The sequence below is a fragment of the Pseudomonas sp. PB105 genome (assembly GCF_009764655.1).
Classification (GTDB): domain Bacteria; phylum Pseudomonadota; class Gammaproteobacteria; order Pseudomonadales; family Pseudomonadaceae; genus Aquipseudomonas; species Aquipseudomonas cyclaminis.
The window spans coordinates 38,830-65,229 of record NZ_RWIO01000089.1 but is presented as its reverse complement, the minus strand read 5'-3'; the positions used below and the strand labels follow the sequence as shown (position 1 = coordinate 65,229).

Below are 26,400 nucleotides of genomic sequence, written 5' to 3'. Positions count from 1 at the left end.
GGTGACGACCTTAACCGTCGCCTTGATGACCTTTGCCATAAGTCGACGCCAAGGCGCGGGCCTTCTGCAGGCGCTCTTCCAATTTTGGCAGTGTCTCATCGACCAACGCTTTTATTTCCGGTACATCCGACGCGGCGCCTTCCTGTTTGAACAGTGCAATAGCGTCTTCGTTTTCCTTGACCTGTTGTGCGGTATAGGCGGCGTCGAACGAGTCGCCGTCCTTGAGCTCGGGCATCAGGGTCTCGGCTTTGTCGACAATTTTCTCACGTGGCGCCACGGGCAGATCGAGCTTCTTGGCGATGGCTGCCAAGTGCTGATTGGCCAGGGTGCGCTCGTTGATCACCTCGATGGTGTAGTCCTTGATTTCCTGGGACGAGGTTTTCGCGTGGGCCATGCGGCTGGTCTCGATATCGGCCATTCCTTTGGCCGAGGCCTGCTCGATGAATTCAGCAGGCGACTGGGCGAAAGCATTGCTGGCGCCGAGGCCCAGCAGCATCGCGAAACTGGCGGTGCGTAACCGGATAGCCATGCGGCTCATGAGGGGTTCCTCCAGGGCATAAATTAGGACGGGGAACACACCCCGCCCTGAATTCGAATTTTCAGGGCGGTAAAGGTTTAGAAAAAACTTGCCGACGCGACGAACGGTCGTCGACATGTCATGCCGGTTTGCTGGCGAACAGGCCTGGCACCGCATGGGCCAGCGCATTGATGGCGAAGCCGATAAACATCACGCCACAGAGCTTGGTGATGAGGACTTCATGACGCTGATACACCGTGCGTACACGTTGGGCGCCGACCACGCCGATCAGGATTGCATAGGCCAGCAGACCGCCAACGAAGCTCAGGAAGATCAGCGACGGCAGCATCGACCAGGTCAGCAACTCGGCGCGGCTGGACAGCAACGCAGTGAAGGTCGCGACCGCCACCGGGTAGGCTTTCGGATTAGTCAGGCCGAACACAATCCCGTGCCAGAACGGATGCCGCGCAGCGCCCTGAGGGTCGTCACTGCTGCGCCGTTGCGTGCGGATGGCCCGCCAGCCAAGCCAGAACAGATACAGGCCGCTGAGCACGCCCAGCACATCAAACGCAGTGCTGCCCACTTCCCGCGCACCGACAATGGCGATCAACGCGGTGCTGCACCACACCACATCGCCCAGCAGATGCCCGCACAGAAAACCTGCCCCGGCGCGGCGACCACGGGCGGCACCGATACCGAACACGGCCAACACCCCAGGGCCAGGTGTAATGCCATAGATAAAACCCGAGGCGAGTACGGCGAGCAGCAGGGATAGGGTCATGAAGGCGACTCTGAAAAAAGACTGTGAGTTGGATGGATTCTGTATGTTCCGGTGCTAGGGGTAAAACTGCATTCCTGGATAGGCCTTCTGTCGACAGGCCTGCAGACGCGATGCCAGATCACCTACATGGGCTTCGAGCTTGTGTCCATCGGGGTCAAGGAAGTAGAACGAGGCGCCTTCACTACGATTGTCGCGCCACTCCTGAACACCGGCAGCCCTCAAGCGCTCAACCAGTGCAGCGAAATCGCCCGCATCGGTGGTAAATGCAAAGTGGGTGTAATCAGGTGCAGGCGTCGAGACGCGCAGCGGGTCCAGAGACAAGCATAACCATAAACCCGGCAATGAGAGATAGGCGCCGTTGCTCCAAGTGGCATCAAGCCGAAGCCCCAGCAGGTCATGGTAAAAGCACAGGCTACGGTGCAAATCAGTGACAGCCAACGTTAGGTGATTGAGTCCTGTAAGCATGAAGATGTCCTAGACCATAATGACTCTGACGAACGGTGCAAACTGCAAGCATGATGACAAGGTAGTATGTTTCACTACACATCACTACATCGAGATATATATGTCTGTTATGTCCCTACGCATACCGGAAGAAATCGCCGATACGCTTGCCAGTCTTGCCAAGGCCACCGGGCGCAGCAAATCCTTTCTCGCAGTTGATGCGTTACGCGAATACTTGACGCGCGAAGCCTGGCAAATTGAAGAAATTCAAAAAGCCCTCAAAGAAGCTGATGCGGGTGACTTCGCAACGGCAGCAGAGGTAAAAGCTATCGCCGACAAATGGCGCAACAATGCAGGTTGAGTGGCTGAGGGTAGCCCTCAGGAACCTTGACGACGAAGCGGCCTTCATTGCCGAAGAAAATCCCAAAGCGGCCTATGAGTTCGTCCAGGCAATTTTGAGCGGCCTTGAGAACATCGCGCAATTTCCCGCAATGGGGAAAGAGGGCCGAGTATCCGGTACTCGCGAATGGGTGGTGCCTCGATGGCCTTATATCGTTCCCTACCGCATTCGAGAGGGGCGGTTGCAGGTCATGCGGATTTTCCATACCCGTCGTCAGCCACCCGCGTCTTGGTAGCGATCCTTATTCAGTCTTGTAAAACTCTGCGCACCTGCCCCATCAACCACTGCAACCCCGAATCCCCTCCCCGCCGCGCATGCCACGCCAGCTCAAACGCAAACGATGGAATATGAAACGGCGGCGCTACGGCCAATAAGTGCGGATGCTCGACAGCGCGCAAGCCCCGCGACGATACGGTCAGGATCAGGTCCGTGCCCTCGATCAATTGCGGCGCCACGCCCCAATGCGGCAGGCTGATCGCCACATGCCGCCGCTGACGAATCGCCGTCAGCGCGCGTTCGATTTCCGGCGTGCCGCTGCCGCGCATTTCCAGCAGCACGTGGGGGCGCGAGAGGTAGGTGGGCAGGTCGAGTGTGCCGTCCGGCGGCAGGCTGTTACGGTCCACCAGGCAGGTGTAGTGCTCTTCGAACAAGCGCGTGGTGCGCAGTTCGGCGGGCATGTCGGGGAACACACCGGCGGCCAGGTCAAGGTCGCCATTGAGCACACCGTCGACCATGCCTTCACGGCTGGCCTGGATGACTTGCAGGTCGATGCCCGGCGCCTCACGACGCAGAACGCGGACCAATCCCGGTAGGAAAATCGCCGCGCTGTAGTCCGACATCGCCACACGAAACCGGCGCTTGGCCGACGCCGGATCAAAACAATTCGGCGCCAGCAACGCCTGCACCTGGGCCAGGGCTTCGGCCAGCGGTGCGGCCAATTCCAACGCACGCGCAGTGGGCACCAGCGCGCCGCCATGGCGCACCAGCAACGGATCCCCCAACACATCCCGCAACCGCGCCAGCGCATGGCTGACCGCCGGCTGGCTCAGGTGCAGGCGCTCGGCGGCGCGGGTAACGTGTTGCTCGCTGAGCAAGGCGTCGAGGATCACCAACAGGTTGAGGTCGATGCGGCGCAGATCATTCATCAGCTGCATATCCAGCATAAGAACTAGGAATTTAAATTTGCGCGACGAATAGCCTAGAGTCCAGCAAAACCTCTGGGAGATACCAAATGACAACGTTGCAATGGCTGGGTTTATTGGCGCTGGCGGTAATCGCCGGGGCGGTGGTGCCGTTTCAGAGTGCAATCAATGCCAACCTCGGGCGCGGGCTGGGCCATCCATTGTGGGCCACCCTGGCATCGCTGCTGGTGAGCATTATCGTGCTGCTGCCGGTGATCATCGCCCTGCGCCTGCCCTTGCCGAGCCTGGCATTCATTACCCAGGCGCCGTTATGGATGTGGGCCGGTGGCGCGTTTGGCGTGTGCTTTATTTCCCTGGCGCTGATGCTGCTGCCCAAGCTGGGGGCATCCGGGTTCATTGCCCTGGCGTTGACGGGGCAACTGATTGCATCGCTGCTGCTCGACCACTTCGGGCTGTTTGGCCTGGTGGAGCGTCAACTGACAACGCCCCGGGTGCTTGGGGCGTTGTTGTTGATAGGTGGGGTGGCGCTGATTCAATTCAGCGGCGCACCAGCCAAAGCCCTGGCTGCCGCGTGAAATACCGTCAGCGCTTGTCGGACGTACGCAGCTTGTGTGGCAAACCCCACAGCAACAGTGCTGCGGCAATCAAGGCGCACACAGCGATGACATAAAGCGCCGGCGTGGTACTGCCCGTGATGTCCTTGATGCGCCCCACCATGACCGGGCTGACGATGCCGCCCAACTGCCCCAACGTGTTGATCAGCGCAATCCCGCCAGCCGCCCCGGCACCCGCGCCCGCCAGCAGTTTGGGCGGCAGGGTCCAGAAGGTCGGGATCGACGCGATAATCCCCGCGCCCAGCAGGCCCAGGGCGATGATCAGGAACGTGGTGTGGTTATCAAAGATCCCTGCACAGAAGAACCCTACAGCGCCCAACGCCACCAGCCCGCTGACGAACTTGCGCCGCTCACCCGTGGCATCCGACCAACGCCCCACAAGGACCATGGTGATCGCCCCGCAGATGTAAGGAATGGCCGTCAGCAAGCCAATCACCACCGGGCTTTCGACCCCCGCACTGCGGATCAATTGCGGAGCCCAGAAATTGAGGCCGTAGGATGCCACCTGAATCAGAAAGTAGATCAGCCCCAGCATCAGGAAACCCGGAATGCGCAGGGCCTGGAGCAACGAGCCTTTCTTGTGCACTTCGTGCACGGCGATACGGCTGGACAGCAAGGTTTTTTCCTCGGCGCTCAGCCAAGGTGCATCTTCGATGCGATCCTTGAATTGCGTCAGCACCATCCACGCCAGCCCTATACACGGCAAGCCGCCAAGCAGGAACAACCAGTGCCAGCCGCGCATCTGCAGCACGCCGTCCAAGTGCTCCAGCACCAGGCCGGAGAACGGCGCGCCCACCAGCCCGGCGAACGCAGAGGCCAGGAACAGCAAGGAAGTAATCCGCCCACGGAAATCCTGGGGGAACCACAGCGTCAGGTAGTACAGCACGCCAGGGGCAAACCCGGCCTCCATCGCGCCGATCACAAAGCGCAGTGCATAGAACTGCCATTCGGCCGTGACAAATACCATGGCCGCCGTGGCCAGGCCCCAGGACACCATGATCCGCGCAATCCAGCGGCGCGCACCGACCTTGTAGAGCATCATGTTGCTCGGCACTTCGAAGATCACGTAACCGATCACGAACAGCCCCGCGCCCAGGCCATAGGCGGTGTTGCTCAGGCCCAGGTCGGCTTGCAGTTGGAACTTGGCGAAGCTGATGTTGATGCGGTCAAAAAACGCAAACAGGTAGCAGACCATGATCAGTGGCATCAGGCGCCAGGCGACCTTCTTGACCACGGCTTTGATGGGATCGACTTCACCGGCCGGGCGCGCGCCGGCCTCTAACGTATTAGTGCTCATTGTGCTTCTCCAGCGGACTGCTCACAGGCGTCCGATTGTTTTTGTTGTCTGGCAGGCGTTACAACGTGGCGATGTAAGCCGGGGGTGGATGCAAATCACCATTGCGCCCGGCCTTGGCCAGTTGACCGGGCAACTCATGGCCCAACAGCGCCGGCAGGCGCCGGGACATGTCCAGCAGGTGCGCCAAGTCGATCCCGGTGTGAATCCCGACTTCCTCACACAGGTTGACCAGGTCTTCGGTACAGATATTGCCCGAGGCCCCCGGCGCAAACGGGCAGCCGCCAAGGCCGCCAAGCGCCGCATCAAAACGACGGGCACCGGCCTCGTAAGCGGCCAGTACATTGCACAACCCCAGGCCGCGGGTGTTGTGGAAATGCAGGGTCAGGTCACTGGCGGGAATGCGCTCCAGCACGCGCTTGACCAGGCGTTGCACCTGACGGGGGTTGGCCATGCCGGTGGTGTCAGCCAGGCTGATGCCCTGAATGCCCAACTTGCGATAGGCGTCAACGATCTGCAGCACGCGGTCTTCGTCGACCTTGCCTTCGAACGGGCAACCAAAGGTGGTGGCGATACTGCCGTTGAGGCGCACCGGATGCTCGGCGGCAAAGCTGACGATGTCGGCAAATGCTGCCAACGATGCTTCGCAGCGCATGCGCATATTGGCCAGGTTGTGGGTCTGACTGGCGGACATCACCAGGTTCAGCTCATCGGCGCGAGACGCGATGGCGCGCTCGGCGCCCTTGAGGTTGGGGATCAGCGCCACGTAGATCACACCGGCTTTGCGCTCGATACCCTGGAACACCAGCTCGCCATCGCGCAGCGCAGGGATAGCCTTGGGTGAGACGAACGAACCGGCCTCGATCCGCGAAAAACCGGCAAGTGACAACCGGTCAATCAGCGCGATCTTATCGGCGGTCTCGACCCAGGTCGGTTCGATCTGCAAGCCATCGCGCGGGGACACTTCCTGCACGATCAGCGGGTCGGAATAATCAGTGATCATTGCACCACTCCGGTGGTTTTCAGGCGTTGAATATCGGCGCCGGTGAGGCCCAGCCCGGTGAGAATGTCGTCAGTGTGCTGGCCCAGGGCCGGGCCCGACCAATTTACACCGCCGGGGGTTTGCGAGAGTTTGGGCACAATGCCCGGCATCTTCACCGAAACGCCGCCAGGCAGCTCGGCGTCGAGCAGCATGTCACGTGCCTGGTAGTGAGGGTCGCTGACGATATCCGCCACCGAATAGATACGCCCGGCCGGTACTTGCGCCGCTTCCAGAGCGCTGAGCACCTGCTCGATGGGCAGGCTGCTGGTCCAGTGGGTAATCGCCGCATCCAGCAGGCCGCTCTGCGCCGCACGCCCATCGTTGTGGGCAAACTCGGGGGCTTCGGCCAGATCGATACGGCCGATGGTGGTCATCAGCCGCTTGTAGATCGGGTCACTGTTGCCGGCAATCACCACATAGGCGCCATCGGCGGTGAGGTAGGTATTGGACGGTGCAATGCCGGGCAAGGCCCCGCCGCTGCGTTCGCGCACATGACCGAGCATGTCGTATTCCGGCACGAGGCTTTCCATCAGGTTGAACACGCTTTCAGCCAGGGACACGTCGACAATCTGCCCATCGCCCTGGCCGGTCTTGACCCGCAGCAACGACATCAAGGTGCCGATCACTGCGTGCAGGGACGCGAGGGAATCGCCCAGGCTCACCCCCACTCGCGCCGGTGGCGAATCCGGGTTGCCCGTGGTGTAGCGAATGCCGCCCATGGCCTCGCCGATAGCGCCGAAACCCGGACGGTCGCGGTAAGGGCCCGTCTGCCCGTAGCCGGAGATGCGCACCAGGGTCAGCTTGGGGTTGAGTGCGTGCAGCACGTCCCAGCCCAGGCCGATTTTTTCCAGGCCGCCGGGGCGCAGGTTTTCGATGAGCACGTCGGCGTCGCCAAGCAGTTGCTTGATCAGGCCCAGGCCTTGCGTGGACTTGAGGTCCAGCGCCAACGACTTCTTGTTGCGTGATTGCAGGTACCACCACAGCGACGTGCCGTTGTGCAGCTTTCGCCATTTACGAAGCGGATCGCCCTGGCCGAGGGATTCGATCTTGATCACCTCGGCGCCAAACTCGGCCATCAACCGTGCGGCGAACGGCGCGGCAATCAAGGTACCGATCTCGATCACCTTGATACCGCTCAGGGGAGCCGTCATGGGGTGTACCTCTTATTCTTGGAATGTGGACCAAGGCTAGAGGACGGGGGCGGAAGAAATCCAACCGTCAGTTGGCAAGGAGCGTTCGCGAAAAGCGAACGCTCAGCGAATTTTCCGTAGGACCAGGCTGGCAGGCTGCTCCAGGGAAGGCATCGAGAGACTCAGGTAATCGAACAACAGCCGACTCACTGGCGACAATTGCGCTTCGTCGCGCACCACCAGGATCAAACGGCGATCAGACCAACTGTCCGTCAACGGCACCGCGTGCAAACCCAGTGCGCGCCCAAACAATTCGTAGGCCTTGTGCGGCAGGATACCGATGCCCATATTGGCCTGGACCATCCGGCACATCGCATCAAAGCCCGGCACATGGATACGCAGGCGCAGCATCTTGCCGGCCTCACGCGCAGCGGCGTGGGTACGCATGTTGATTGAGCTCGCGGCGTGCAGGCCGACGTAGTCGCTGTCCAGGGTTTCGGCGAACGCCACGCTCTGGCGCGCTCCCAACGGATGATCCGCCGGCATCAGCACCACCAGTTTGTCGAGCCGATAGGTCACGCTGGGCAAGCCTTTGGTGTCTGTGTCGCACGAGCAGATACCCAGGTCCGCGACGCCGTCCAGCACGCCCTGCACCACGCCGGTACTGGGGCGCTCTTCCAGATCGGTTTTCACTTCGGGATGCAGCTCGGAAAAATCGCGCAAATCTTCAGGAAGGAACTGAATGATCGCCGAAAGATTGGCCAACATCCGCACATAACCGCGCACACCGTGGCTGTGTTCGCCCAGTTCCAGGCCCATCTTCTCGACGTTGAACAGCATCTGCCGTGCATGGTGCAACAGCGTTTCGCCAGCGGCCGTCAGGTCCATGCCCTTGGCCCGGCGCACAAACAGGCTTACGCCCAACACGTGCTCCAGTTCCATCAGGCGCTTGCTGGCGGCCGATACCGCAATGGCCTCACGGGCAGCGGCACGGGTCAAAGTGCCTTCTTCGAACACCGCGACAAACAGCTGCAGGGTGATCAGGTCCAGGCGACGCACCAGGCTCTTGTGCAACATCAGCGACGCTCGGCAGCCAGACGGTGGATCTCGCCCTGCTCTACCACCGCTTGCGGCGCGCCGTGGCTCACCGCCTGCAACATCGCCCGCCCAACGGTCTCGGTACTCACCACCCAGCTCGGTTTGACCCGGCGCACAAACGAGAGCGCCGGCCCCAGCACAGAATAGAAGGCCTGGTACAACGGCGTCTTCGAGCGCACACCGTGCAATGGCTGGATAATCCCCGGCCGGAACAGGTACACCGCCTTGAACGGCAAGCGCAGCAAGGCGTTCTCGGTCTTGCCCTTGACCCGCGCCCACATCGACTTGCCCGCCTCGGAGCTGTCGGTACCGGCGCCGGACACATAGATAAACGTCATCTGCGGATTGAGCCGCGCCAAGGTGCTGGCAGCGACGAGAGTCAAGTCATAGGTGAGATGGGTGTACCTGGTTTCATTCATGCCGGCCGAAGACACGCCGAGGCAGAAGAAGCACGCATCAAAACCTTGCAGCAGGTTTTCCAGGGGTTGGAAATCCAGCATGTCACCGTGCAATACCTGATGCAGCTTGCCGTGTTCCTGGGTCAGTGGCGTGCGGCCAACGGCGACGATTTCCTGCACGTCGGCAGCCAACAGGCATTCACGCAGAACACCTTGGCCGACCATGCCGGTGGCGCCGAATAACAGAACTCTCATAAGGGGACCTCAGCGGCAAGCCGCAAGCTCAAGTTAAACGCATTCGACTTGTAGCTTAACGCTTGCCGCTTGCCACTGCCCCTATTCAAAACGCGCTGCGAAAAATCTCCTCAATCTGACGCTGATCCGCGCGCCGTGGGTTGGTCAGTCCACACGCATCCTTCAACGCATTGGCCGCCAGCAGCGGAATGTCCTGCAACTTGGCGCCCAGTTCACGCAGGCCAGCGGGGATTTCAACGTCCTGGGCCAGGCTGCGGATGGCGGCGATGGCGGCTTGGGCGCCCTCTTCTGCGGTGATGCCCTTGATCTCGGCACCCAGTGCGCGGCCCACGTCGCTCAAGCGTTTGGCGCTGACGCTGGCGTTGAAGCTTTGCACATGGGGCAGCAGCACCGCATTGCACACGCCGTGGGGCAGGTCGTAGAAACCGCCCAACTGGTGGGCCATGGCGTGCACAAAGCCCAGGGATGCGTTGTTGAAGGCCATGCCGGCGAGGAACTGCGCGTAAGCCATGTTTTCCCGCGCGACCTTATCGCTGCCGTCGCGTACGGCCAGGCGCAAGTTGGCGCTGATCAGTTCGATGGCCTTGATCGCGCAGGCATCGGTGATCGGCGTGGCGGCGGTGGAGACGTAGGCTTCGATGGCGTGGGTCAGGGCGTCCATGCCGGTGGCGGCGGTGAGCCCCTTGGGCATGCCGACCATCAGCGATGGGTCGTTGACCGACAGCAGCGGCGTGACGTTGCGGTCAACGATGGCCATTTTCACGTGGCGGGTTTCGTCGGTGATGATGCAAAAGCGCGTCATCTCGCTGGCAGTGCCGGCGGTGGTGTTGATGGCGACCAGCGGCAGTTGTGGCTTGGCCGACTGATCGACGCCTTCGTAGTCGCCGATATGCCCGCCGTTGGTGGCACACAGGGCAATCCCCTTGGCGCAGTCATGGGGCGAGCCGCCGCCCAGCGACACCACAAAATCACACGCACTGTGCTGCAACAACGCCAGGCCTTTCTCAACGTTTTCCACGTTGGGGTTGGGCTTGGCGCCGTCGTAGATCACCGAGTCAATGTCCTGCATCGCCAGTTTTTCGGCGATCATGCTGGCCACGCCCGCCTTGGCCAGGCCGGCGTCGGTGACGATGAGCGCCTTGCGAAAACCGTAGTTGCGGATAGCGTTCATGGCTTCGTCGAGGCAATCGGTGCCCATGATGTTGACGGCAGGAATGAAGAAGGTGCTGCTCATGGCGAATCCTCGGATAACGTTTATGCCTACAGCATCGACCTCACTGGCCTGCGGCATCTTGATCAGGATCAACGCCCGCTCGTGATAAAGTCACCGCCCAGCCGATTTCGAGTAGCCCGCCGCAATGAAGGATTTCCAGGATATTGACGCCCACCTTGAAGACTGGAGCGCCCTGCGCAGCGCCATCGACTTCACTGGGATTCTGATCGGCAACGGCGCGAGTCGTACGATTTGGGAAGACTTTGCCTACGACTCGCTGTTTGAAAACGCCCGCACCGTCGAAGAAAAACCCCTGAGCCCCTCTGAACTCAGCGTGTTCGACGCCCTGCAAACCCGCAGTTTCGAGCAAGCCCTGGGCGCGCTGAAAACCACCAGCCGGGTCAACAAGGCCTTGGCAGTCAGCTCGGCGGCACCGCGCAATCGCTACTACGCGATCAAGGAAGCGTTGATCAACACCATCCACGCGGTGCATATCCCGTGGCGCCTGGTGCAGCCATCGACACTGGCAGCGATCAATACGGAACTGGCCGGTTATGCCACTGTGTTTACCAGTAACTACGATCTGCTCAACTACTGGGCGATCCTGCACACGCCGGGCATCGACGACCTGTTTCGCAACGCCGACGCCAGCTTCGACCTGCGCAACACCCGCACCGACGCCACACGCATCCTGTACCTGCACGGCGGCCTGCACCTGGTGCGCAACCTCGACGGCACTGCGCGCAAACTGCCGACGACCGACAGCACCTTGCTCAGCAGCTTTGCCATCAACAACACGATCAAGACCCTGGACGATGTGCCGCTGTTTGTCAGCGAAGGCAAGATGGAGGAGAAGCTCAAGACCATCCGCAGTTCGGATTACCTGTCGTTCTGCTATGAGCAATTGCTGACTCACGAGGGCGCGCTGTGCATCTTCGGGCACGGTCTGGGGCCGCAGGATCAGCACTTGGTGGACGCGATTCGCCAGGCCAATGTGAGCACGCTGGCGATCTCGGTGTCGGGCCGCAGTGAAGGGTTTATCCGCCAGCAGAAGCGGCGGTATTCCGAGTTGTTTGATGGCAGCGATGTGGCGCTGAAGTTTTTTGCGGCGCGCACGCATCCGCTGGGGAATGCAGCACTGTCCGTCCCTGTCGAACGCTGATCAAAAATTCGGATCGTAATTATTCTTCCGCGCTGTGCACCACCACCAGCAACTGCGCCTGCACGTCCCCCACCGAACGAAGCCGGTGCGGCTTTTGCGCGTTGAAGTGCAACGCATCGCCTCGCTGCAAAATCACCCGTTCGTTCATGAAGTCCACCTCTACCGCGCCTTCATGCACGAACAGAAACTCCTCCCCCAGATGCTCCTTGAAGGTCTTGTCGCTGAACTCCGCCGGCGGGTAAATGATGAACGGCAGCAAGCTGCGCTCGCTGACTTGATGGGCCAGCACCGCGTAACCCGGCGTGGTATCGGGCCGCTCGTGACTGCGCACCAGGCTGTAGCTGTCGAGGCTGACGCGATCCTCGCTGAACAATTCCTCGACGTTCACGTTCAACGCCTTGGCCAGTTTCAACGCGGCGGCAATGGACGGCGTGTTGAGCCCGCGCTCGACCTTGGACAGGTAACTCTTGGTCATCCCGGATTTTTCAGCCAGGGTCTCCAAGGTCACGCCAAGTTTTTTCCTTAATAATTTCAAACGGATAGACATGCGCTGCGGGTAATCCATGCAGAAAACGATAAGCTGTGCTTGCTAATGACACAAAGTGTCATATAGCATCTTTAGTGTCATTTGCTCTAACCCAAAGGACACCGATATGGCCAAGACATTAGCACTCCCCAAAGACCAACTGGTCAAGCACGCACTGAATCAGATGCAAAACAGCCTGGCGGATAATACGTGGACCGACCGGCAAAAGCTGGCGCTCACCTGCCGCATCCTGTTCGAAAACGGCCACGACTCCGGCCTGGCCGGGCAGATCACCGCACGCGGCCCCACGCCAGGCACCTATTACACCCAACCATTGGGCCTGGGTTTTGATGAGATCACCGCCAGCAACCTGTTGCTGGTGAACGAGGACCTTGAAGTGCTGGAAGGTCACGGCATCCCCAACCCGGCCAACCGTTTCCACAGCTGGGTCTACCGTGGCCGGCCGGATGTGAACTGCATCATCCACACGCACCCCACCCATATCGCGGCGTTGTCGATGCTCGAAGTGCCGCTGCAGGTGTCCCACATGGACCTTTGCCCGCTGTACGAAGACTGCGCCTTCCTGGAAGCCTGGCCAGGCGTGCCGGTGGGCAATGAGGAAGGCGATATCATCACCACGGCGCTCGGCGACAAGCGCGCGATTTTGCTCTCGCACCACGGTCAACTGTCCACCGGGGCGAGTATCGAGGAGGCCTGCGTAATCGCCCAGTTGATCGAGCGCGCCGCCAAATTGCAGCTGCTGGCGATGGCGGCGGGCACTATCAAGCCGATCCTGCCAGCGCTGGGCCGCGAGGCCCATGACTGGATTGCCCGACCCAAGCGCCATGGCGCCGCGTTCAACTATTACGCCCGGCAGAACCTGCGCCAACACGCCGATTGCTTGAACTGACCCGCCCCTCTCAGACCGGAGATTATCCATGTCCAGCCCCACTCTTCACGGCATCATCGGCTACACCATCACACCGTTCAGCGCTGACGGTCAAAGCATCGACCTCGGCGCCCTCGGCCGCTCCATCGACCGTCTGATCGACAGCGGCGTGCATGCCATTGCGCCGCTGGGCAGCACCGGCGAAGGCGCGTATCTAAGCGATGCCGAGTGGGACGAAGTCAGCGCCTACAGCCTCGCAAAAATCGCCCGGCGCGTGCCGACCATTGTCAGCGTGTCCGACCTGACCACCGCCAAAGCTGTGCGCCGCGCCCGTTACGCCGAGGCCAACGGCGCCGATGGGGTGATGGTGCTGCCGGCCTCGTACTGGAAACTCAGCGAGGCGGAAATTCTCGCCCACTACGCGGCGATCGGCGACAGCGTCGGTGTGCCGATCATGCTCTACAACAATCCGGCCACCAGTGGCACGGACATGTCGGTGGAACTGATCCTGCGCATCCTCAAGCAGGTCGAGAACGTGACCATGGTCAAGGAAAGCACCGGGGATATTCAGCGTATGCACCAGTTGCATCGTCACAGTGATGTGCCGTTCTACAACGGCTGCAACCCGCTGGCGCTGGAAGCCTTCGCGGCGGGTGCCAAGGGTTGGTGCACGGCGGCGCCGAACCTGATCCCGCAGCTCAACCTGGATTTGTATAACGCTGTATTGGCCAATGACCTGACCCTCGCACGTGAACTGTTTTATCGTCAGTTGCCACTGCTGGAATTTATCCTCAAGGGCGGGTTGCCGGCGACGATCAAGGCTGGGCTGCGGTTGACCGGATTGGAGGTGGGTGATCCGCGGCTGCCGGTGTTCCCCTTGGGTGAAGCGGGGATTGAACAGCTGACGACGCTGCTGCGCTGACGCGGCGATCCAGTGTGGGGCGGGGCCTCCCTCCCACATTTTAAAGAGAGTAGATCCTTCAAATAGAGACAAATGACAATAGTTCTCGATATCATTCACGACTTTTCCCACGTCGTGCTTCGTCAAGAAGGATATCCATGTCTCGTCCCAAGCCCGACCCGGTGTCGGCCGATGCCTTTCGCGCGTTTTATACGGATATTCTGTATTTCCTGCGTAAACGCACGGACAACGCCAGCGACGCGGCGGACATGACCCAGGATGTCTTTACCCAATGGCTGGACTACCGCGACCGCGCCAAGGTCGAGCAGCCCCGAGCGTTTCTGTTCCAGATGGCACGCAACCTGCTGCGTGATCACTGGCGCAAACAGAAGGTACGACACACCGTCCATCAAGATCAGGCCGCCATGGACGTCGAACCTGTCACCGACGAGCAAAACGATCCCATGGCCGCCGCGCAACGCTTGCAACGCCTGGAACAGTTGAAAGAAGTCCTCGCCGAACTCTCGCCCCGCAGGCGAGAAGCCCTTATGCTGCACCGCTTCGAAGGCCTGAGCCAGGCGCAGATTGCAGAACGCATGGGCATTTCGACCAGTATGGTGGAAAAGCACATCGCCTTTGCCCTGCTGCATTGCAAGCGACGCCTTCAAAACGACCCCGGCACGGAGCAGCCAGAATGAACCGCCTGAGCGACACCGACGACCTGGATATCGACGATAGCGACGCCATCGACGCCCAGGCCGCCAGCTGGTTTGCGCGCAACCGCAACGACACCGACCGCGCCGACCGCCGGGCGTTTGCCGCCTGGGTGGCCGAACCGGCCCATGCCCGCGCCTATGCCGAATTCGAGCAACTGTGGGCGGACCTGGCCCAGTTGCAGCAACTGAACAAACCCGTGGCGCTGCCCAAGCGCAAACCATCGGTATGGCGCCCTGCGCTGGCGGTGGCCGCCGCATTGCTGTGCGCGGTGCTGGCCACGCATATCGGCGCGCCGCGTGAGCTCTATCACACCCAGGTCGCTGCCCATGCCAAGGGCATGCGCACCGTGAATCTGCCGGATGGCAGTACGTTGTACGTGAATGCCAATACTCAACTGCGCGTGGACTTCAATGCGCACCAACGCATCGTGCACCTGGACAAGGGCCAGTTGTACATCGAGGTGGCTGCCGACAAGGAGCGCCCGCTGTTCGTGCGGGCCGGCGCGGCCACTGTGCGGGTGGTCGGCACCGGTTTTGACGTGCGACGCAGCCAGCAGCAACTGGTGGTCAGCGTCGCCCACGGCCAGGTCGCGTTCGAACCGGACACCAAAAGCCCCGTCACCCTGCTCGGCGCCCGGCAACGCGCCAGCTATAGCTACACCAAAGGCACCTTGCAGCAGCAAACCCTCACGGCTGAAGAAGTGGCCGACTGGCGCAGCGGGCACTTGTCGTTTCGCAACCGCGAACTGGTCAGCCTGATCGATGAACTGAGCCTGTACCGCCCCCAGGCGCCGTTGCAGGTGAGCAACGCCGTGGCCCACCTGACAGTGTCGGGCAATCTTGATGTGAATGACCCCGACGCCCTGCTCAATGCCCTGCCCGCCCTGCTGCCGGTGAAAACCGTGGCGTCGGCCGACGGCATTGTCCGGATAGAACCGAGCAAGTAAGCCAGCCAAAACCACACTTGAGAATATTTTTCATTCGCAGGTGTGGTTTTTTTGGCCAGCCCCGTCTTCCTCCGGTCTGCGTTTGATACGCACGCATTTTCGGCCATTTGGCCACACTGGGGGATTTCATGTTTCGCGCGCCTTGCCACGCTACGCATCTGTTTCTGCGACCAACCCTTATTGCCAGCTGCCTGGCCTTCAGCCTCAGTGCCCAGGCCGAGTCGCTCACCCTGCACCTGCCCGCCCAGTCGCTGGCCACCTCCCTGAGCCAGGTGGCGCAGCAGGCGAAAATCCAGTTGCTGTTCGATGAAACGCTGCTCAAGAACGTACAGGCACCGGCGCTCAAAGGTGATTTCACCCCGGAAGTGGCGATTCGCACCCTGCTGAAAAACGCTGCGTTTACCTTGATCAAGGTGGGCAGTACCTACGTGGTCAAGCCCGAAGAGGCCAGGACCACCAGCAGCGGCGCCGTGCAACTGGATGCCCTGAGCGTGATCGGCACTGGCACCCAGGTCGACTCCAGCACCGTCGGCCGCTCTACCATGAAGCAGGCGGATATCGACCGCTTTCAGCCCAACAACGTCCCCGCGCTGCTGCAAAACCTGCCGGGTGTATTTATGGGTGGCTCGTCCAAGCCCGGAGGCCAGACCATCAATATCCGTGGCATGGGTGAGGCCGAAGACGTGCCGATGTCGGTGGATGGCGCCACCAAAAGCGGCTTTGAGCGATATCAGCAAGGCACCGTGTTTATCGAGCCTGAGCTGATCAAGAGCGTCGAGGTGGAAAAAGGCCCCTACTCGGCCTTCACCGGCAACGGTGGCTTCGGCGGCTCGATCATCATGGAGACCAAAGATGCTCCCGACATGCTGGAGGACGGCCGCAACGCCGGCGCCATGCTCAAGTATGGCTACGCCAGCAACGATCACGAGCAGGTCTACAGCTCGGCCGTTTACGGGCGCACCGACGATGGCCGCTTCGACGCTCTCGCCTACCTGACCCAGCGCGATGGGGGTGACATGAAGCTGGCCGGCACGCCGCCGGATCCCCGCAATGAGTACCCGATCAATCCCAAGCGCCTGCCCAACAGCGCACAGAATGTGGACGGTAAGTTGTTCAAGCTCAACGCCCACTTCACTGATGAACACAGCGCAGGCTTGTCGTACTCGCGCTCCAACAGCCGGCGCTGGACGCCATTCTCGGCCAAAAGCTATCCCACCCCGCCGCTGCAGTCGGCGATTGACCGCTATGGCTACGAGGGTGCATTGAAACGCTTCCTCGCCAATCGGGAAACCATCGATACCACGTACTCGGGCAAGTACCTCTACCAGCCGCTGGACAACCCACTGATCGACATGAAGCTCAGCTATTCGGTGTCTCATACCGACCAGACCGATGAGCGCAACGCCGATGCGTCGTTCTCCCTGGCCACGGGTGGGCGCAAGATGGACACCGCCTACGGCGACAAGATTCTGGAACTGCGCAACATCAGCCTGTTCAGCACCGGCCCGCTGGAACATGCCGTGACCAGCGGCGTGCAGATTCGCAAGCATAAGCGTGAAACCGAAAGCTGGATGCCCGGCGCAACCTACAACACCGCCAAGTACAACTACGGCCACTTCCAGCCGTACTTCATGCCCCATGGCAAAGTCGACACCAACGCGTTCTACCTGCAGGACGCCGTGACCCTCGGCGACGTGACCATCACCCCCTCCCTGCGCTATGACCACGTGCGCAACCGTGGCGAAGCCAACGACGCGCCGTACTACAGCAACCCCGATCCCTCCATCGGGCATGACTACAGCGACCGCACCTACACCGGTTGGTCACCCCGCCTGGCGGCCTATTGGAACATCACGCCGGACGTGGCGATGTTCGCCAGTTGGAACAAAACCTGGCGCGCCCCGGTGATCGACGAACAGTACGAAGTCCAGGGCTTGGGCAGCCGCACGTCCACCAGCCTTAATCTCAACCCGGAGCGCATCACCGCCATAACCGCGGGCAACGTCACCAATTTCTCCAACCTCATCGGCCGTGACGACAACCTGCAACTGCGTGCGACGCTGTTCCACAACCGCATCGAAGACGAGATTTTCAAGGCAACGGGCATCGGCTGTGACCGTCAGAACACCGCAGTGGGGGGCATCGACCGCGTCTGCACCAGCGCCGACATGGCCGCCAAGACCAACTACCGCAACGTCGGTGGCATGACGATCAAGGGTTTTGAGCTTGAGGCCTACTACGACTCGACCTATCTGTTCGGCTCGGTGAGTTACTCCTACGCTACCGGCAAACGCGACAACCCCTACACCAACCCGTGGGCCACCGACATCCACGTCTGGGCCCGGGACATTCCACCAGCCAAATGGGTGTTGATGATGGGCAACAAGATCCCCGCCTGGAACGCCCAATTCGGCTGGACGGCGCAGTTCGTGCGCAAGACCGACCGCCTGCCCAGCGATAAATACTCAAGCGCCTTGAACAGCTCGGTGGGCGACACGTTCTATGACCAATACGCCAACCCGTCCTACGGCAGCATGGGCCTGTTCGCCAATTGGAAACCCCAACAGGCCGGCCTCAAAGGCACCGAAGTCAACTTCACTGTCGACAACCTGCTTAACAACAACTACCGGCCGGCACTCAGCGGCGACCGTGCCTACAGCGAAGGGCGCAACGCCAAGATCAGCGTCACACGCTTCTTCTAAAACTGTACGGATAATTCCGTACCCAGCTGTAGGCCCGCATTCGACGGGGGTTGTGGCTAGATGGGCTTCCCTTGAAGCCCTCTGGATTTCGGTACCCCCATGAGATCGCGTGAAAACACCGGCATGGCCCTCGGCCTGCTGGGCGTCATCATCTTCAGCCTGACCCTGCCCTTCACCCGTATCGTGGTGCAGGAGATCCACCCGCTGCTCAACGGCCTGGGCCGTGCCTTGTTCGCGGCGGTCCCGGCGGCGGCGCTGTTGCTGTGGCGTCGCGAGCGCTGGCCCACCTGGCGCCAAGTGCGCGGGCTGTGCCTGGTGATCGCGGGCGTCATTCTTGGCTTTCCGGTGCTGTCGGCCTGGGCCATGCAAACCCTGCCGGCGTCCCATGGCGCGCTGGTCAACGGCCTGCAACCGCTGTGCGTGGCGCTGTATGCGGCGTGGCTGTCCCACGAGCGACCGTCCAAAGCCTTCTGGGCCTGCGCCGCATTGGGCAGTGCGTTGGTATTGAGTTATGCGTTGATCACCGGCGCCGGCAGTATCCAGGCGGGTGATTTGCTGATGCTCGGCGCGATTGCCGTGGGTGGCCTGGGGTATGCCGAAGGCGGCCGGTTGGCCAAGGAGATGGGCGGCTGGCAGGTGATCTGCTGGGCGTTGGTGCTGTCGACGCCGGTGTTGATCGGACCGGTGTGGTACCTGGCGGCGCAACATCAAGGCGCGATTTCCATGCGCACCTGGTGGGCGTTTGGCTATGTGTCGCTGTTCTCGCAGTTCCTGGGGTTCTTTGCCTGGTACGCCGGGTTGGCCATGGGCGGTATTGCGCGGGTCAGCCAGATTCAGCTGTTGCAGATCTTCTTCACCATCGCGTTTTCGGCGTTGTTCTTTGGGGAACATATCGAGCCGACTACGTGGGTGTTTGCGTGCGGGGTGATTGTGACGGTGATGCTGGGGCGCAGGACATCCGTGCAACCGGCCCCAGTCGTCAAGCCTGCAACCTCGTCGTAGCAGCTGCCGAGCTTTGGCGAGACTGCGTCTGCGGCGTGCCTGACACACCGCTACGCAGCCTCGCCAGGGCTCGGCAGCTGCTACGGGGGTTGTGTAGAGAAGGCTACTTCAGGTAGCCGTCGGCGCGCAGCAGGGTTTCCAGGCAGTGTTCGGTGATCTGGTAGAACGCCTTCAACTGCTGAATCTTCTCCAGCAACTGCGCATTGTCCACCGGCTCCGCGCGCTTGACCGCGAGGATCATCTTGTTCTTGTTGGTGTGGTCCAGGGAGATGAACTCAAACACCTTGGTCTCGTAACCACAGGCTTCAAGGAACAATGCGCGCAAACTGTCAGTGACCATTTCCGCCTGCTGGCCCAGGTGCAAACCGTATTGCAGCATCGGCTTGAGCAGCACCGGGCTCTGGATCTGCAAGCGGATCTGCTTATGGCAGCACGGCGAACACATGATAATCGACGCGCCGGAGCGGATGCCGGTGTGGATCGCATAGTCGGTGGCGATATCGCACGCGTGCAGCGCGATCATCACGTCCAGTTCGCTCGGTGCCACGCTGCGTACATCGCCGCATTTGAACACCAGCCCCGGGTGTTCCAGGCGTGCGGCAGCGGTGTTGCACAGGGTCACCATGTCTTCGCGCAGTTCCACACCGGTAACTTCACCTTCGGCCTGGAGGGTGTTGCGCAGGTAATCGTGGATCGCAAACGTGAGGTAGCCCTTGCCCGAACCGAAGTCGGCAACGCGCACCGGTTGGTCCAGCTTGAGCGGTGACGAGGTCAGCGCATGGCTGAACACTTCAATGAACTTGTTGATCTGCTTCCACTTGCGCGACATCGATGGGATCAGCGCCTGCCTGGCGTCGGTCACGCCCAGGTCGGCGAGAAACGGCCGGCTCAGATCGAGGAAGCGATGCTTCTCGCGGTTGTGCTCGGCCGAAGGTGCCTCACGCAGTTGCTGGGGCTTGCTTTTGAACAGCGAGCTTTTGTTCTTCTTGCTGTATTCCAACTGGGCTTCGTCGGTCAGCGACAGCAAATGCGCGTTCTTGAACGAGGCCGGCAGCAGCTCGGCAATCGCCGCCACGCCATCGGCCAGCGGGAAGTTCTTGGTGATGTCGCGGGTCTTGTAGCGGTAGACGAAGGACAGGCACGCCTGCTCCTTGACCGTCACGGGCTTGATGATCAGCCGTTGCAGCTCGGCTTCCTCACCAACGTACTTGGCCAGCACCAGCTTGATAAAGGCGTTCTGCGCGAGGCTCGTGTCCAGCAGTTCGATGAACTGGGCGTGATGATCCGGCGCGGGGCTGGCAGGTTGAGCGGTGACGGACATGAACAAAAACGCCTCGGGCTAAGAATGCCGGGCATTTTAGGGGGGATAGAGGTTTAGGGCACGGGGTTATTTGACCAGTGGTCAACACAGATCCAAATGTGGGAGGGCAAGCCCCTTCCCACATTGTTGTTCAGCGGCGCCTGGGTTATTCGAGTACGACCAGACGGTTGGGCAGTTCATTCCGGGCTTGCGTCACCGGTACATGCACCTTCAACAACTCGCCACACGCTTCGATACAGGAGATGAACCCGGCCAACGTCTGCCCCTGCTTCACCTGCTGGGTAAACGTCTTGACGATGGCATCCCAACTGCTGTCATCCAGGCGTTTGGAAATGCCGTCATCCACCAGGATTTCCACGTAACGCTCGGCCTCACAGACAAAAATCAGCACACCGGTACTGCCCAACGTGTGGTGCAGGTTCTGCTCCAGAAACTGCCGGCGCGCCAGGTTGGACGCCCGCCAGTGGCGCACCGAGCGCGGAATCAGCCGCGTGGTCACCTTGGGCAAACGAAACACCAGGCACAGCACAATGAAGGTCAGCCACTGGGCCAATAACAAGGTGTACATGGTCAGGTAGCCCGACAGGTAATGCACCACACCCGGCACCACCAAGGCGATCAGGCTGGCCCACAACAACGGGATGTAGGCGTAATCGTCGGCACGCGCGGCCAGCACGGTGACCAGCTCGGCGTCGGTCTGTTGCTCGACCCGGGCAATCGCCTCGGCGACTTGGCGTTGCTCGTGTTCAGTCAGTAATGCCATGGTTGTACATGCTCTTTTCTAGTTATTGTCATCACCAGCCACCTGAAGCGCCGCCGCCGCCGAAGCCGCCACCGCCGCCCCGGAAACCACCGCCGCCACCGCCACCGCCTCCCCCGCCGCCGCGTCCGCTGCTGCTGAGAATAGCCAGCAAGATCGCGCCCACCGGCAGCCCCATACGGTTGCACAGCCACAACACGCCGATCAGCAGGATAAAGAGACCAATGGAAAACCCGGGATTATCCTTGGCAAAGTTGGCGTCCGCCACATGGGCCGGCACGGCCAATGGCTCACCACCAACCACCTGGATCATCGCGGCCACGCCATCGCTGATGCCCTGGCTGAAATGGCCGGTTTTGAATTTGGGGGTGATCACCTGATTGATGATGACCCACGACTGCGCATCGGTCAGCACGCCTTCCAGGCCATAGCCGACTTCGATGCGCAATGTGCGCTCATCGCGGGCGACGATCAACAGCGCGCCATTGTCCTTGCCCTTCTGGCCGATGCCCCAGTGGCGGCCCAGTTGATAACCGAAGTCTTCAATAGGCACGCCTTGCAGGTCGGGCACGGTGACGACTACGATCTGGTCGCCGGACGTTTGCTCCAGCGCCTGCAACTGCTCGGTCAACTGCGCGCGCACCGCCGGGTCGATCATCTGGGCGTTGTCCACCACCCGCCCGGTCAACTCCGGGAAGGTCAACGCCGCCTGGGCCGCCCCGACGCAGGCCAGCAGCCACAGCGCCAGGCCTATCCGTAATAAGCGCATCGGCTTACTTGAACTTCACTTGCGGCGCTTTATCGGCATCGGCACTGGTGGCTTCAAACGTCTGGCGGATCGGCAAGTCGCTGTACATCACGCTGTGCCACAGGCGACCTGGGAAGGTGCGGATCTCGGTGTTGTAGGCCTGGACGGCCTGGATAAAGTCGCGGCGGGCCACGGCGATACGGTTTTCGGTGCCTTCAAGCTGGGATTGCAGGGCCAGAAAGTTCTGGTTGGCCTTCAGGTCCGGGTAGCGCTCGGACACCACCATCAAACGGCTGAGGGCGCCGCTCAAACCGTCCTGGGCTTGCTGGAACTGCTTGAGCTTCTCGGGGTTGTCGAGGGTGCTGGCATCCACTTGGATCGAGGTGGCCTTGGCCCGCGCTTCGATCACCGCAGTGAGGGTGTCTTGCTCATGGGCAGCGTAGCCTTTGACCACTTCCACCAGGTTGGGGATCAGGTCGGCGCGGCGTTGGTATTGGTTCTGCACCTGGCCCCAGGCGGCTTTGGCCTGTTCGTCCAGGGTGGGGATGGTGTTGATGCCGCAACCGCTCAGCACCGTGCTGATCAATAGCAAAGCCGCGGCCTTGAAGCCCCAGCGGTAACCTTGTGCTGCTTGCATGGTGTTTCTCCTGAGCAATCTTGATGGAATGTGACGACTGACCCTATAAACCGCGCGCTTGGGGCATAATCCGCTCCCACTACTGGATTGCATCGAATCATTCAGCTAAAAAGATGCCCAGCGCAAATAAGAGTTCAGAAGTGTGGTGCATTTTCTGCAATAACACTCGAACAACACCATATGTTCCCCACATTTTGGCAGAACGGCGCCTGTTCGCTGTGCAGTAAGCCGAAAAAGGATATTCATGAAAAAGCTGTGTTTGCTCGGCCTTGTTGCCACGCTGGCCACCCACCCCGCCTGGGCAGAAACAAAGCCTGCTGCGCTTAAAGACAAGGACGCCTTTGTCAGCGACCTGCTCAAGCAGATGACGCTCGACGAGAAGATCGGCCAATTGCGCCTGATCAGCATCGGCCCCGAAATGCCCCGCGAGATGATCCGCAAGGAAATCGCCGCCGGCCGCATCGGCGGCACGTTCAACTCCATCACCCGCCCGGAAAACCGGCCGATGCAGGACGCGGCCATGCGCAGCCGCCTGAAGATCCCGATGTTCTTCGCCTATGACGTGATCCACGGCCACCGCACGATCTTCCCAATCAGCCTGGCCCTGGCCTCCAGCTGGGACATGGACGCCATCGGCCGCTCCGGGCGCATCGCCGCCCAGGAAGCCGCCGCCGACAGCCTCGACATCACTTTCGCGCCGATGGTCGATATCTCCCGTGACCCGCGCTGGGGCCGGACTTCCGAAGGTTTCGGCGAAGACACCTACCTCGTCTCGCGCATTGCCGAAGTCATGGTCCGCGCCTTCCAGGGCGCCAGCCCCGCGAATGCCGACAGCATCATGGCCAGCGTCAAGCACTTCGCCCTGTACGGCGCGGTGGAAGGCGGGCGCGACTACAACGTGGTCGACATGAGCCCGGTCAAGATGTACCAGGACTACCTGCCGCCGTACCACGCGGCGATCAAGGCCGGTTCCGGCGGCGTGATGGTGGCGCTCAACTCGATCAACGGCGTGCCCGCCACCGCCAACACCTGGCTGATGAACGACCTGCTGCGCAAGGACTGGGGCTTCAAGGGCCTGGCCGTCAGCGACCACGGTGCGATCTTCGAACTGATCAAGCACGGCGTGGCCAAGGACGGGCGTGAAGCCGCCAAGCTGGCGATCAAGGCCGGCATCGACATGAGCATGAACGACTCGCTCTACGGCAAGGAATTGCCGGGGCTGCTCAAGTCCGGTGAGATCGAGCAAAGCGACATCGACAACGCGGTGCGCGAAGTGCTCGGCGCCAAGTACGACATGGGCCTGTTCAAGGACCCGTACCTGCGCATCGGCAAGGCCGAGGATGACCCGGCCGACACCTACGCCGACAGCCGCCTGCACCGCGCCGAGGCCCGTGACATCGCGCGCCGCAGCCTGGTCTTGCTGAAAAACCAGAACAACACCCTGCCACTGAAAAAATCCGCGACCATCGCCCTGGTCGGCCCGCTGGCCAAGGCGCCGATCGACATGATGGGCAGTTGGGCCGCAGCCGGTAAGCCGGAACAGTCGGTAACCCTGCTCGACGGTTTGAATGCGGTGATCGGCGAGAAAGGCAAGATCATCTACGCCCGTGGCGCCAACATCACCAACGACAAGGCCGTGGTCGACTACCTCAACTTCCTCAACTTCGATGCCCCGGAAGTGGTGGATGACAAGCGCGCGCCGCAGGTGCTGATCGATGAAGCGGTCAAAGCGGCCAAGGATGCCGACGTGATCGTCGCCGCCGTGGGCGAGTCCCGTGGCATGTCCCACGAATCCTCCAGCCGCACCGACCTGAACATCCCGCAAAGCCAGCGCGACCTGATCAAGGCGTTGAAGGCCACCGGCAAGCCGCTGGTACTGGTGCTGATGAACGGTCGCCCGCTGTCGATCCTGGAAGAGAACCAACAGGCCGACGCCATCCTGGAAACCTGGTTCGCCGGCACCGAAGGCGGCAACGCCATCGCCGATGTGCTGTTCGGCGACTACAACCCGTCGGGCAAACTGCCGATCACTTTCCCACGCTCCGTGGGGCAGATTCCGACTTACTACAACCACCTGACCATCGGCCGGCCGTTCACCCCAGGCAAACCGGGCAACTACACCTCGCAATACTTCGATGACACCACCGGGCCGCTGTTCCCGTTTGGGTATGGCCTGAGCTACACCACGTTCAGCCTGTCGGACATGGCGCTGTCGTCCACCACCCTGAACAAGACCGGCAAGCTCGACGCCAGCGTCACCGTGCAGAACACCGGCAAGGTCGACGGCGAAACCGTGGTGCAGTTGTATATCCAGGACGTGGCCGGCTCGATGATCCGCCCGATCAAGGAGCTGAAGAACTTCCAGAAAGTCATGCTCAAGGCTGGGGAAGAGCGCACCTTGCACTTCACCATCACCGAAGAGGATTTGAAGTTCTACAACACCCAGCTCAAGTTCGCGGCGGAACCGGGTGAGTTCAATGTGCAGATCGGGCTGGATTCCCAGGATGTGCAGCAGCAGACCTTCGAACTGCTCTAAACCTCAAATGCGCAAAAAACTGTGGGAGGGGGCTTGCCCCCTCCCACATTTGGCCTCGTTGTTCTTGTCAGCCGCGTCGATCCAGCAGATTGACCACCAACCGATCCACCCAGCCCCACACTCGCTGCTTTACCCGCCGCCACAATGGCCGCGCCTTCCATGCTTGCAGGCTTACCGCCTGGCTCTGTGCAAAGTCCCGCTCGAAACTGCCCGCCACCGCCGCCGTCAATTGCGGGTCCAACGCTTCAAGGTTGGCTTCCAGGTTGAAGCGCAGGTTCCAGTGATCAAAATTGCACGAGCCGATGCTCACCCAGTCATCCACCAGCACCATTTTAAGGTGCAAAAAACACGGCTGGTATTCAAAGATCTGCACGCCCGAGCGCAACAAACGCGGGTAATAACGATGCCCGGCGTAACGCACGGACGGGTGATCGGTGCGTGGACCGGTCAGCAGCAAACGCACATCCACCCCGCGCCCAGCCGCCCGGCGCAAGGCCCGGCGCACGCCCCAAGTGGGCAGGAAATACGGCGTAGCCAGCCAGATTCGCGTCTTGCTGTTGTTGAGTGCACGGATCAGCGATTGCAGGATGTCGCGGTGCTGACGGGCGTCGGCATACGCGACGCGGCCCAGACCCGGCCCGGTCGCTGGCACTTTGGGCAAGCGCGGCAAACCGAAATGGGTGGCGGGCTTCCATTCCCGGCGCGCCACGTTGGCGTGCCATTGGCGGTCGAACAGCGCCTGCCAGTCCTGCACCAACGGGCCGCTGATCTGCACCATCACTTCGTGCCATTCGGCGGTGTCTTCGCCCGGCGTCCAGAATTCATCGGTGACGCCGGTGCCGCCGACCACGGCGATGTTTTGGTCGATGAGCAGCAGCTTACGGTGGTCGCGGTACAGGTTACGCATCCAACGGCGCCAGCTCAGGCGATTGTAGAAACGCAGCGTCACACCCGCATCGGTCAAACGCTTGCGCAGCCCCAGGGTGAAGGCGAGGCTGCCGTAGTCATCGAACAGGCAACGCACCTGCACGCCGCGTTCGGCGGCCAGCACCAGCGCCTGCACCATGGCTTCGGCACAAGCGCCCGCCTCCACCAGGTACAACTCCAGATCCACCTGGCGCTCGGCGCGGGCAATGCCCACCAGCATCTGCGGGAAGAAATTCGGTCCGTCGATCAACAACTCGAAACGGTTGGCGCTGCGCCACGGGAACACTGCGCCGCTCAC

Annotated in this window: 27 protein-coding genes; 11 read left to right on the top strand and 16 right to left on the bottom strand. The window is 61.2% G+C overall.

The genetic code is table 11. From position 1 onward, the window contains the following. Nucleotides 1–10: 10 nt before the first annotated feature. From EJD88_RS21275 to fos, 3 genes are all read right to left on the bottom strand, one after another. Complete coding sequence (locus tag EJD88_RS21275) at nucleotides 11–538, bottom strand: DUF4142 domain-containing protein (RefSeq protein ID WP_016975135.1); 528 nt, start codon at nucleotides 536–538, stop codon at nucleotides 11–13. 118 nt (nucleotides 539–656) lie between these two features. Further along, on the bottom strand, nucleotides 657–1,298 hold the full coding sequence (locus EJD88_RS21270; protein ID WP_099587525.1) for a LysE family translocator: 642 nt from the start codon (nucleotides 1,296–1,298) through the stop codon (nucleotides 657–659). A gap of 54 nt (nucleotides 1,299–1,352) precedes the next feature. Next, nucleotides 1,353–1,763, bottom strand: a complete 411-nt coding sequence (gene fos / locus EJD88_RS21265; protein WP_158878954.1) for a fosfomycin resistance glutathione transferase — start codon at nucleotides 1,761–1,763, stop codon at nucleotides 1,353–1,355. Between the two features lie 100 nt (nucleotides 1,764–1,863). Here fos and EJD88_RS21260 point away from each other — a divergent pair, with 100 nt between their 5' ends. Then, complete coding sequence (locus EJD88_RS21260) at nucleotides 1,864–2,103, top strand: CopG family ribbon-helix-helix protein (RefSeq protein WP_112196918.1); 240 nt, start codon at nucleotides 1,864–1,866, stop codon at nucleotides 2,101–2,103. Continuing rightward, a complete protein-coding gene (locus EJD88_RS21255) occupies nucleotides 2,093–2,377 on the top strand; it encodes a type II toxin-antitoxin system RelE/ParE family toxin (protein ID WP_112193992.1) in 285 nt (94 codons plus the stop codon). The genes EJD88_RS21260 and EJD88_RS21255 overlap by 11 nt, the downstream gene beginning before the upstream one ends. Nucleotides 2,378–2,387: 10 nt before the next feature. Here the strand turns inward: EJD88_RS21255 and EJD88_RS21250 are convergent, their stop codons facing one another. Beyond that, on the bottom strand, nucleotides 2,388–3,305 hold the full coding sequence (locus tag EJD88_RS21250) for a LysR family transcriptional regulator (protein ID WP_158878953.1): 918 nt from the start codon (nucleotides 3,303–3,305) through the stop codon (nucleotides 2,388–2,390). A 68-nt stretch (nucleotides 3,306–3,373) separates the two neighbouring features. On the opposite strand from EJD88_RS21250, the gene EJD88_RS21245 reads away from it, so the two are divergent. Further along, nucleotides 3,374–3,859 (top strand): DMT family transporter, encoded by a 486-nt coding sequence (locus tag EJD88_RS21245; RefSeq protein ID WP_158878952.1) that lies wholly within the window; start codon nucleotides 3,374–3,376, stop codon nucleotides 3,857–3,859. A gap of 7 nt (nucleotides 3,860–3,866) precedes the next feature. Here the strand turns inward: EJD88_RS21245 and EJD88_RS21240 are convergent, their stop codons facing one another. The 6 genes from EJD88_RS21240 to yiaY all read right to left on the bottom strand — a co-directional run bounded on the left by EJD88_RS21240 (nucleotide 3,867) and on the right by yiaY (nucleotide 10,349). After that, complete coding sequence (locus tag EJD88_RS21240; protein WP_099587531.1) at nucleotides 3,867–5,195, bottom strand: MFS transporter; 1,329 nt, start codon at nucleotides 5,193–5,195, stop codon at nucleotides 3,867–3,869. Nucleotides 5,196–5,253: 58 nt separating this feature from the next. Continuing rightward, a complete protein-coding gene (locus EJD88_RS21235; protein WP_099587532.1) occupies nucleotides 5,254–6,195 on the bottom strand; it encodes a hydroxymethylglutaryl-CoA lyase in 942 nt (313 codons plus the stop codon). Further along, on the bottom strand, nucleotides 6,192–7,385 hold the full coding sequence (locus tag EJD88_RS21230) for a CaiB/BaiF CoA-transferase family protein (RefSeq protein ID WP_158878951.1): 1,194 nt from the start codon (nucleotides 7,383–7,385) through the stop codon (nucleotides 6,192–6,194). Before EJD88_RS21230 ends, EJD88_RS21235 begins: the two co-directional genes overlap by 4 nt. Nucleotides 7,386–7,487: 102 nt before the next feature. Continuing rightward, nucleotides 7,488–8,441 (bottom strand): LysR family transcriptional regulator, encoded by a 954-nt coding sequence (locus EJD88_RS21225; protein WP_099587534.1) that lies wholly within the window; start codon nucleotides 8,439–8,441, stop codon nucleotides 7,488–7,490. Beyond that, nucleotides 8,441–9,115 (bottom strand): NAD(P)H-binding protein, encoded by a 675-nt coding sequence (locus EJD88_RS21220; protein WP_158878950.1) that lies wholly within the window; start codon nucleotides 9,113–9,115, stop codon nucleotides 8,441–8,443. The genes EJD88_RS21225 and EJD88_RS21220 overlap by 1 nt, the downstream gene beginning before the upstream one ends. Before the next feature lie 85 nt (nucleotides 9,116–9,200). Continuing rightward, nucleotides 9,201–10,349 (bottom strand): L-threonine dehydrogenase, encoded by a 1,149-nt coding sequence (yiaY, locus tag EJD88_RS21215; protein WP_158878949.1) that lies wholly within the window; start codon nucleotides 10,347–10,349, stop codon nucleotides 9,201–9,203. Nucleotides 10,350–10,473: 124 nt separating this feature from the next. Here yiaY and EJD88_RS21210 point away from each other — a divergent pair, with 124 nt between their 5' ends. Beyond that, nucleotides 10,474–11,490 carry a DUF4917 family protein gene (locus EJD88_RS21210; protein WP_158878948.1) on the top strand — a complete coding sequence of 339 codons (1,017 nt, stop codon included), beginning with the start codon at nucleotides 10,474–10,476 and terminating at the stop codon, nucleotides 11,488–11,490. Between the two features lie 19 nt (nucleotides 11,491–11,509). On the opposite strand, the gene EJD88_RS21205 is transcribed toward EJD88_RS21210, so the two are convergent. After that, nucleotides 11,510–12,037, bottom strand: coding sequence for a helix-turn-helix domain-containing protein (locus tag EJD88_RS21205; protein WP_158878947.1), 528 nt, complete (start codon nucleotides 12,035–12,037; stop codon nucleotides 11,510–11,512). A 106-nt stretch (nucleotides 12,038–12,143) separates the two neighbouring features. Between EJD88_RS21205 and EJD88_RS21200 the strand changes: the two genes are divergently transcribed. From EJD88_RS21200 to EJD88_RS21175, 6 genes are all read left to right on the top strand, one after another. Further along, nucleotides 12,144–12,926 carry an aldolase gene (locus tag EJD88_RS21200; protein ID WP_158878946.1) on the top strand — a complete coding sequence of 261 codons (783 nt, stop codon included), beginning with the start codon at nucleotides 12,144–12,146 and terminating at the stop codon, nucleotides 12,924–12,926. Between the two features lie 28 nt (nucleotides 12,927–12,954). Next, nucleotides 12,955–13,827, top strand: a complete 873-nt coding sequence (locus EJD88_RS21195; RefSeq protein ID WP_158878945.1) for a dihydrodipicolinate synthase family protein — start codon at nucleotides 12,955–12,957, stop codon at nucleotides 13,825–13,827. A 137-nt stretch (nucleotides 13,828–13,964) separates the two neighbouring features. Next, nucleotides 13,965–14,504, top strand: a complete 540-nt coding sequence (locus EJD88_RS21190) for an RNA polymerase sigma factor (RefSeq protein WP_112193983.1) — start codon at nucleotides 13,965–13,967, stop codon at nucleotides 14,502–14,504. Further along, the gene (locus EJD88_RS21185) at nucleotides 14,501–15,469 is read left to right on the top strand and encodes a FecR domain-containing protein (RefSeq protein ID WP_112193981.1); all 969 of its coding nucleotides are present in this window, start codon (nucleotides 14,501–14,503) and stop codon (nucleotides 15,467–15,469) included. The genes EJD88_RS21190 and EJD88_RS21185 overlap by 4 nt, the downstream gene beginning before the upstream one ends. A gap of 128 nt (nucleotides 15,470–15,597) precedes the next feature. Beyond that, a complete protein-coding gene (locus EJD88_RS21180) occupies nucleotides 15,598–18,171 on the top strand; it encodes a TonB-dependent receptor (RefSeq protein WP_158878944.1) in 2,574 nt (857 codons plus the stop codon). Between the two features lie 99 nt (nucleotides 18,172–18,270). After that, a complete protein-coding gene (locus EJD88_RS21175; protein ID WP_158878943.1) occupies nucleotides 18,271–19,173 on the top strand; it encodes a DMT family transporter in 903 nt (300 codons plus the stop codon). A gap of 103 nt (nucleotides 19,174–19,276) precedes the next feature. Here the strand turns inward: EJD88_RS21175 and EJD88_RS21170 are convergent, their stop codons facing one another. From EJD88_RS21170 to EJD88_RS21155, 4 genes are all read right to left on the bottom strand, one after another. Then, entirely contained in the window at nucleotides 19,277–20,494 is a 1,218-nt protein-coding gene (locus tag EJD88_RS21170) for an SAM-dependent methyltransferase (protein ID WP_158878942.1), read from the bottom strand. Between the two features lie 145 nt (nucleotides 20,495–20,639). Next, complete coding sequence (locus EJD88_RS21165) at nucleotides 20,640–21,257, bottom strand: TPM domain-containing protein (protein WP_158878941.1); 618 nt, start codon at nucleotides 21,255–21,257, stop codon at nucleotides 20,640–20,642. A gap of 31 nt (nucleotides 21,258–21,288) precedes the next feature. Beyond that, nucleotides 21,289–22,023, bottom strand: a complete 735-nt coding sequence (locus EJD88_RS27405; RefSeq protein ID WP_158878940.1) for a YgcG family protein — start codon at nucleotides 22,021–22,023, stop codon at nucleotides 21,289–21,291. A 4-nt stretch (nucleotides 22,024–22,027) separates the two neighbouring features. Continuing rightward, a complete protein-coding gene (locus EJD88_RS21155) occupies nucleotides 22,028–22,639 on the bottom strand; it encodes a LemA family protein (protein WP_032888315.1) in 612 nt (203 codons plus the stop codon). Nucleotides 22,640–22,883: 244 nt separating this feature from the next. Here EJD88_RS21155 and bglX point away from each other — a divergent pair, with 244 nt between their 5' ends. Then, nucleotides 22,884–25,175, top strand: a complete 2,292-nt coding sequence (bglX, locus tag EJD88_RS21150) for a beta-glucosidase BglX (RefSeq protein WP_112193972.1) — start codon at nucleotides 22,884–22,886, stop codon at nucleotides 25,173–25,175. A 67-nt stretch (nucleotides 25,176–25,242) separates the two neighbouring features. Here the strand turns inward: bglX and EJD88_RS21145 are convergent, their stop codons facing one another. Next, nucleotides 25,243–26,400 (bottom strand): phosphatidylserine/phosphatidylglycerophosphate/cardiolipin synthase family protein, encoded by a 1,158-nt coding sequence (locus EJD88_RS21145; RefSeq protein ID WP_099587550.1) that lies wholly within the window; start codon nucleotides 26,398–26,400, stop codon nucleotides 25,243–25,245.

Excerpts from the sequence above, each read along its gene's own strand:
- EJD88_RS21185 (WP_112193981.1), top strand. The coding sequence starts at position 14,501 with ATGAACCGCCTGAGCGACACCGACGACCTGGATATCGACGATAGCGAC.
- EJD88_RS21170 (WP_158878942.1), bottom strand. The coding sequence starts at position 20,494 with ATGTCCGTCACCGCTCAACCTGCCAGCCCCGCGCCGGATCATCACGCC.
- EJD88_RS21205 (WP_158878947.1), bottom strand. The coding sequence starts at position 12,037 with ATGTCTATCCGTTTGAAATTATTAAGGAAAAAACTTGGCGTGACCTTG.
- EJD88_RS21275 (WP_016975135.1), bottom strand. The coding sequence starts at position 538 with ATGAGCCGCATGGCTATCCGGTTACGCACCGCCAGTTTCGCGATGCTG.
- EJD88_RS21245 (WP_158878952.1), top strand. The coding sequence starts at position 3,374 with ATGACAACGTTGCAATGGCTGGGTTTATTGGCGCTGGCGGTAATCGCC.
- EJD88_RS21190 (WP_112193983.1), top strand. The coding sequence starts at position 13,965 with ATGTCTCGTCCCAAGCCCGACCCGGTGTCGGCCGATGCCTTTCGCGCG.
- fos (WP_158878954.1), bottom strand. The coding sequence starts at position 1,763 with ATGCTTACAGGACTCAATCACCTAACGTTGGCTGTCACTGATTTGCAC.
- EJD88_RS21200 (WP_158878946.1), top strand. The coding sequence starts at position 12,144 with ATGGCCAAGACATTAGCACTCCCCAAAGACCAACTGGTCAAGCACGCA.
- EJD88_RS21225 (WP_099587534.1), bottom strand. The coding sequence starts at position 8,441 with ATGTTGCACAAGAGCCTGGTGCGTCGCCTGGACCTGATCACCCTGCAG.
- EJD88_RS21175 (WP_158878943.1), top strand. The coding sequence starts at position 18,271 with ATGAGATCGCGTGAAAACACCGGCATGGCCCTCGGCCTGCTGGGCGTC.
- EJD88_RS21165 (WP_158878941.1), bottom strand. The coding sequence starts at position 21,257 with ATGGCATTACTGACTGAACACGAGCAACGCCAAGTCGCCGAGGCGATT.
- EJD88_RS21230 (WP_158878951.1), bottom strand. The coding sequence starts at position 7,385 with ATGACGGCTCCCCTGAGCGGTATCAAGGTGATCGAGATCGGTACCTTG.
- EJD88_RS21255 (WP_112193992.1), top strand. The coding sequence starts at position 2,093 with ATGCAGGTTGAGTGGCTGAGGGTAGCCCTCAGGAACCTTGACGACGAA.
- EJD88_RS21210 (WP_158878948.1), top strand. The coding sequence starts at position 10,474 with ATGAAGGATTTCCAGGATATTGACGCCCACCTTGAAGACTGGAGCGCC.
- yiaY (WP_158878949.1), bottom strand. The coding sequence starts at position 10,349 with ATGAGCAGCACCTTCTTCATTCCTGCCGTCAACATCATGGGCACCGAT.
- EJD88_RS21220 (WP_158878950.1), bottom strand. The coding sequence starts at position 9,115 with ATGAGAGTTCTGTTATTCGGCGCCACCGGCATGGTCGGCCAAGGTGTT.
- EJD88_RS21250 (WP_158878953.1), bottom strand. The coding sequence starts at position 3,305 with ATGCTGGATATGCAGCTGATGAATGATCTGCGCCGCATCGACCTCAAC.
- bglX (WP_112193972.1), top strand. The coding sequence starts at position 22,884 with ATGAAAAAGCTGTGTTTGCTCGGCCTTGTTGCCACGCTGGCCACCCAC.
- EJD88_RS21180 (WP_158878944.1), top strand. The coding sequence starts at position 15,598 with ATGTTTCGCGCGCCTTGCCACGCTACGCATCTGTTTCTGCGACCAACC.
- EJD88_RS27405 (WP_158878940.1), bottom strand. The coding sequence starts at position 22,023 with ATGCGCTTATTACGGATAGGCCTGGCGCTGTGGCTGCTGGCCTGCGTC.
- EJD88_RS21260 (WP_112196918.1), top strand. The coding sequence starts at position 1,864 with ATGTCTGTTATGTCCCTACGCATACCGGAAGAAATCGCCGATACGCTT.
- EJD88_RS21240 (WP_099587531.1), bottom strand. The coding sequence starts at position 5,195 with ATGAGCACTAATACGTTAGAGGCCGGCGCGCGCCCGGCCGGTGAAGTC.
- EJD88_RS21155 (WP_032888315.1), bottom strand. The coding sequence starts at position 22,639 with ATGCAAGCAGCACAAGGTTACCGCTGGGGCTTCAAGGCCGCGGCTTTG.
- EJD88_RS21235 (WP_099587532.1), bottom strand. The coding sequence starts at position 6,195 with ATGATCACTGATTATTCCGACCCGCTGATCGTGCAGGAAGTGTCCCCG.
- EJD88_RS21195 (WP_158878945.1), top strand. The coding sequence starts at position 12,955 with ATGTCCAGCCCCACTCTTCACGGCATCATCGGCTACACCATCACACCG.
- EJD88_RS21270 (WP_099587525.1), bottom strand. The coding sequence starts at position 1,298 with ATGACCCTATCCCTGCTGCTCGCCGTACTCGCCTCGGGTTTTATCTAT.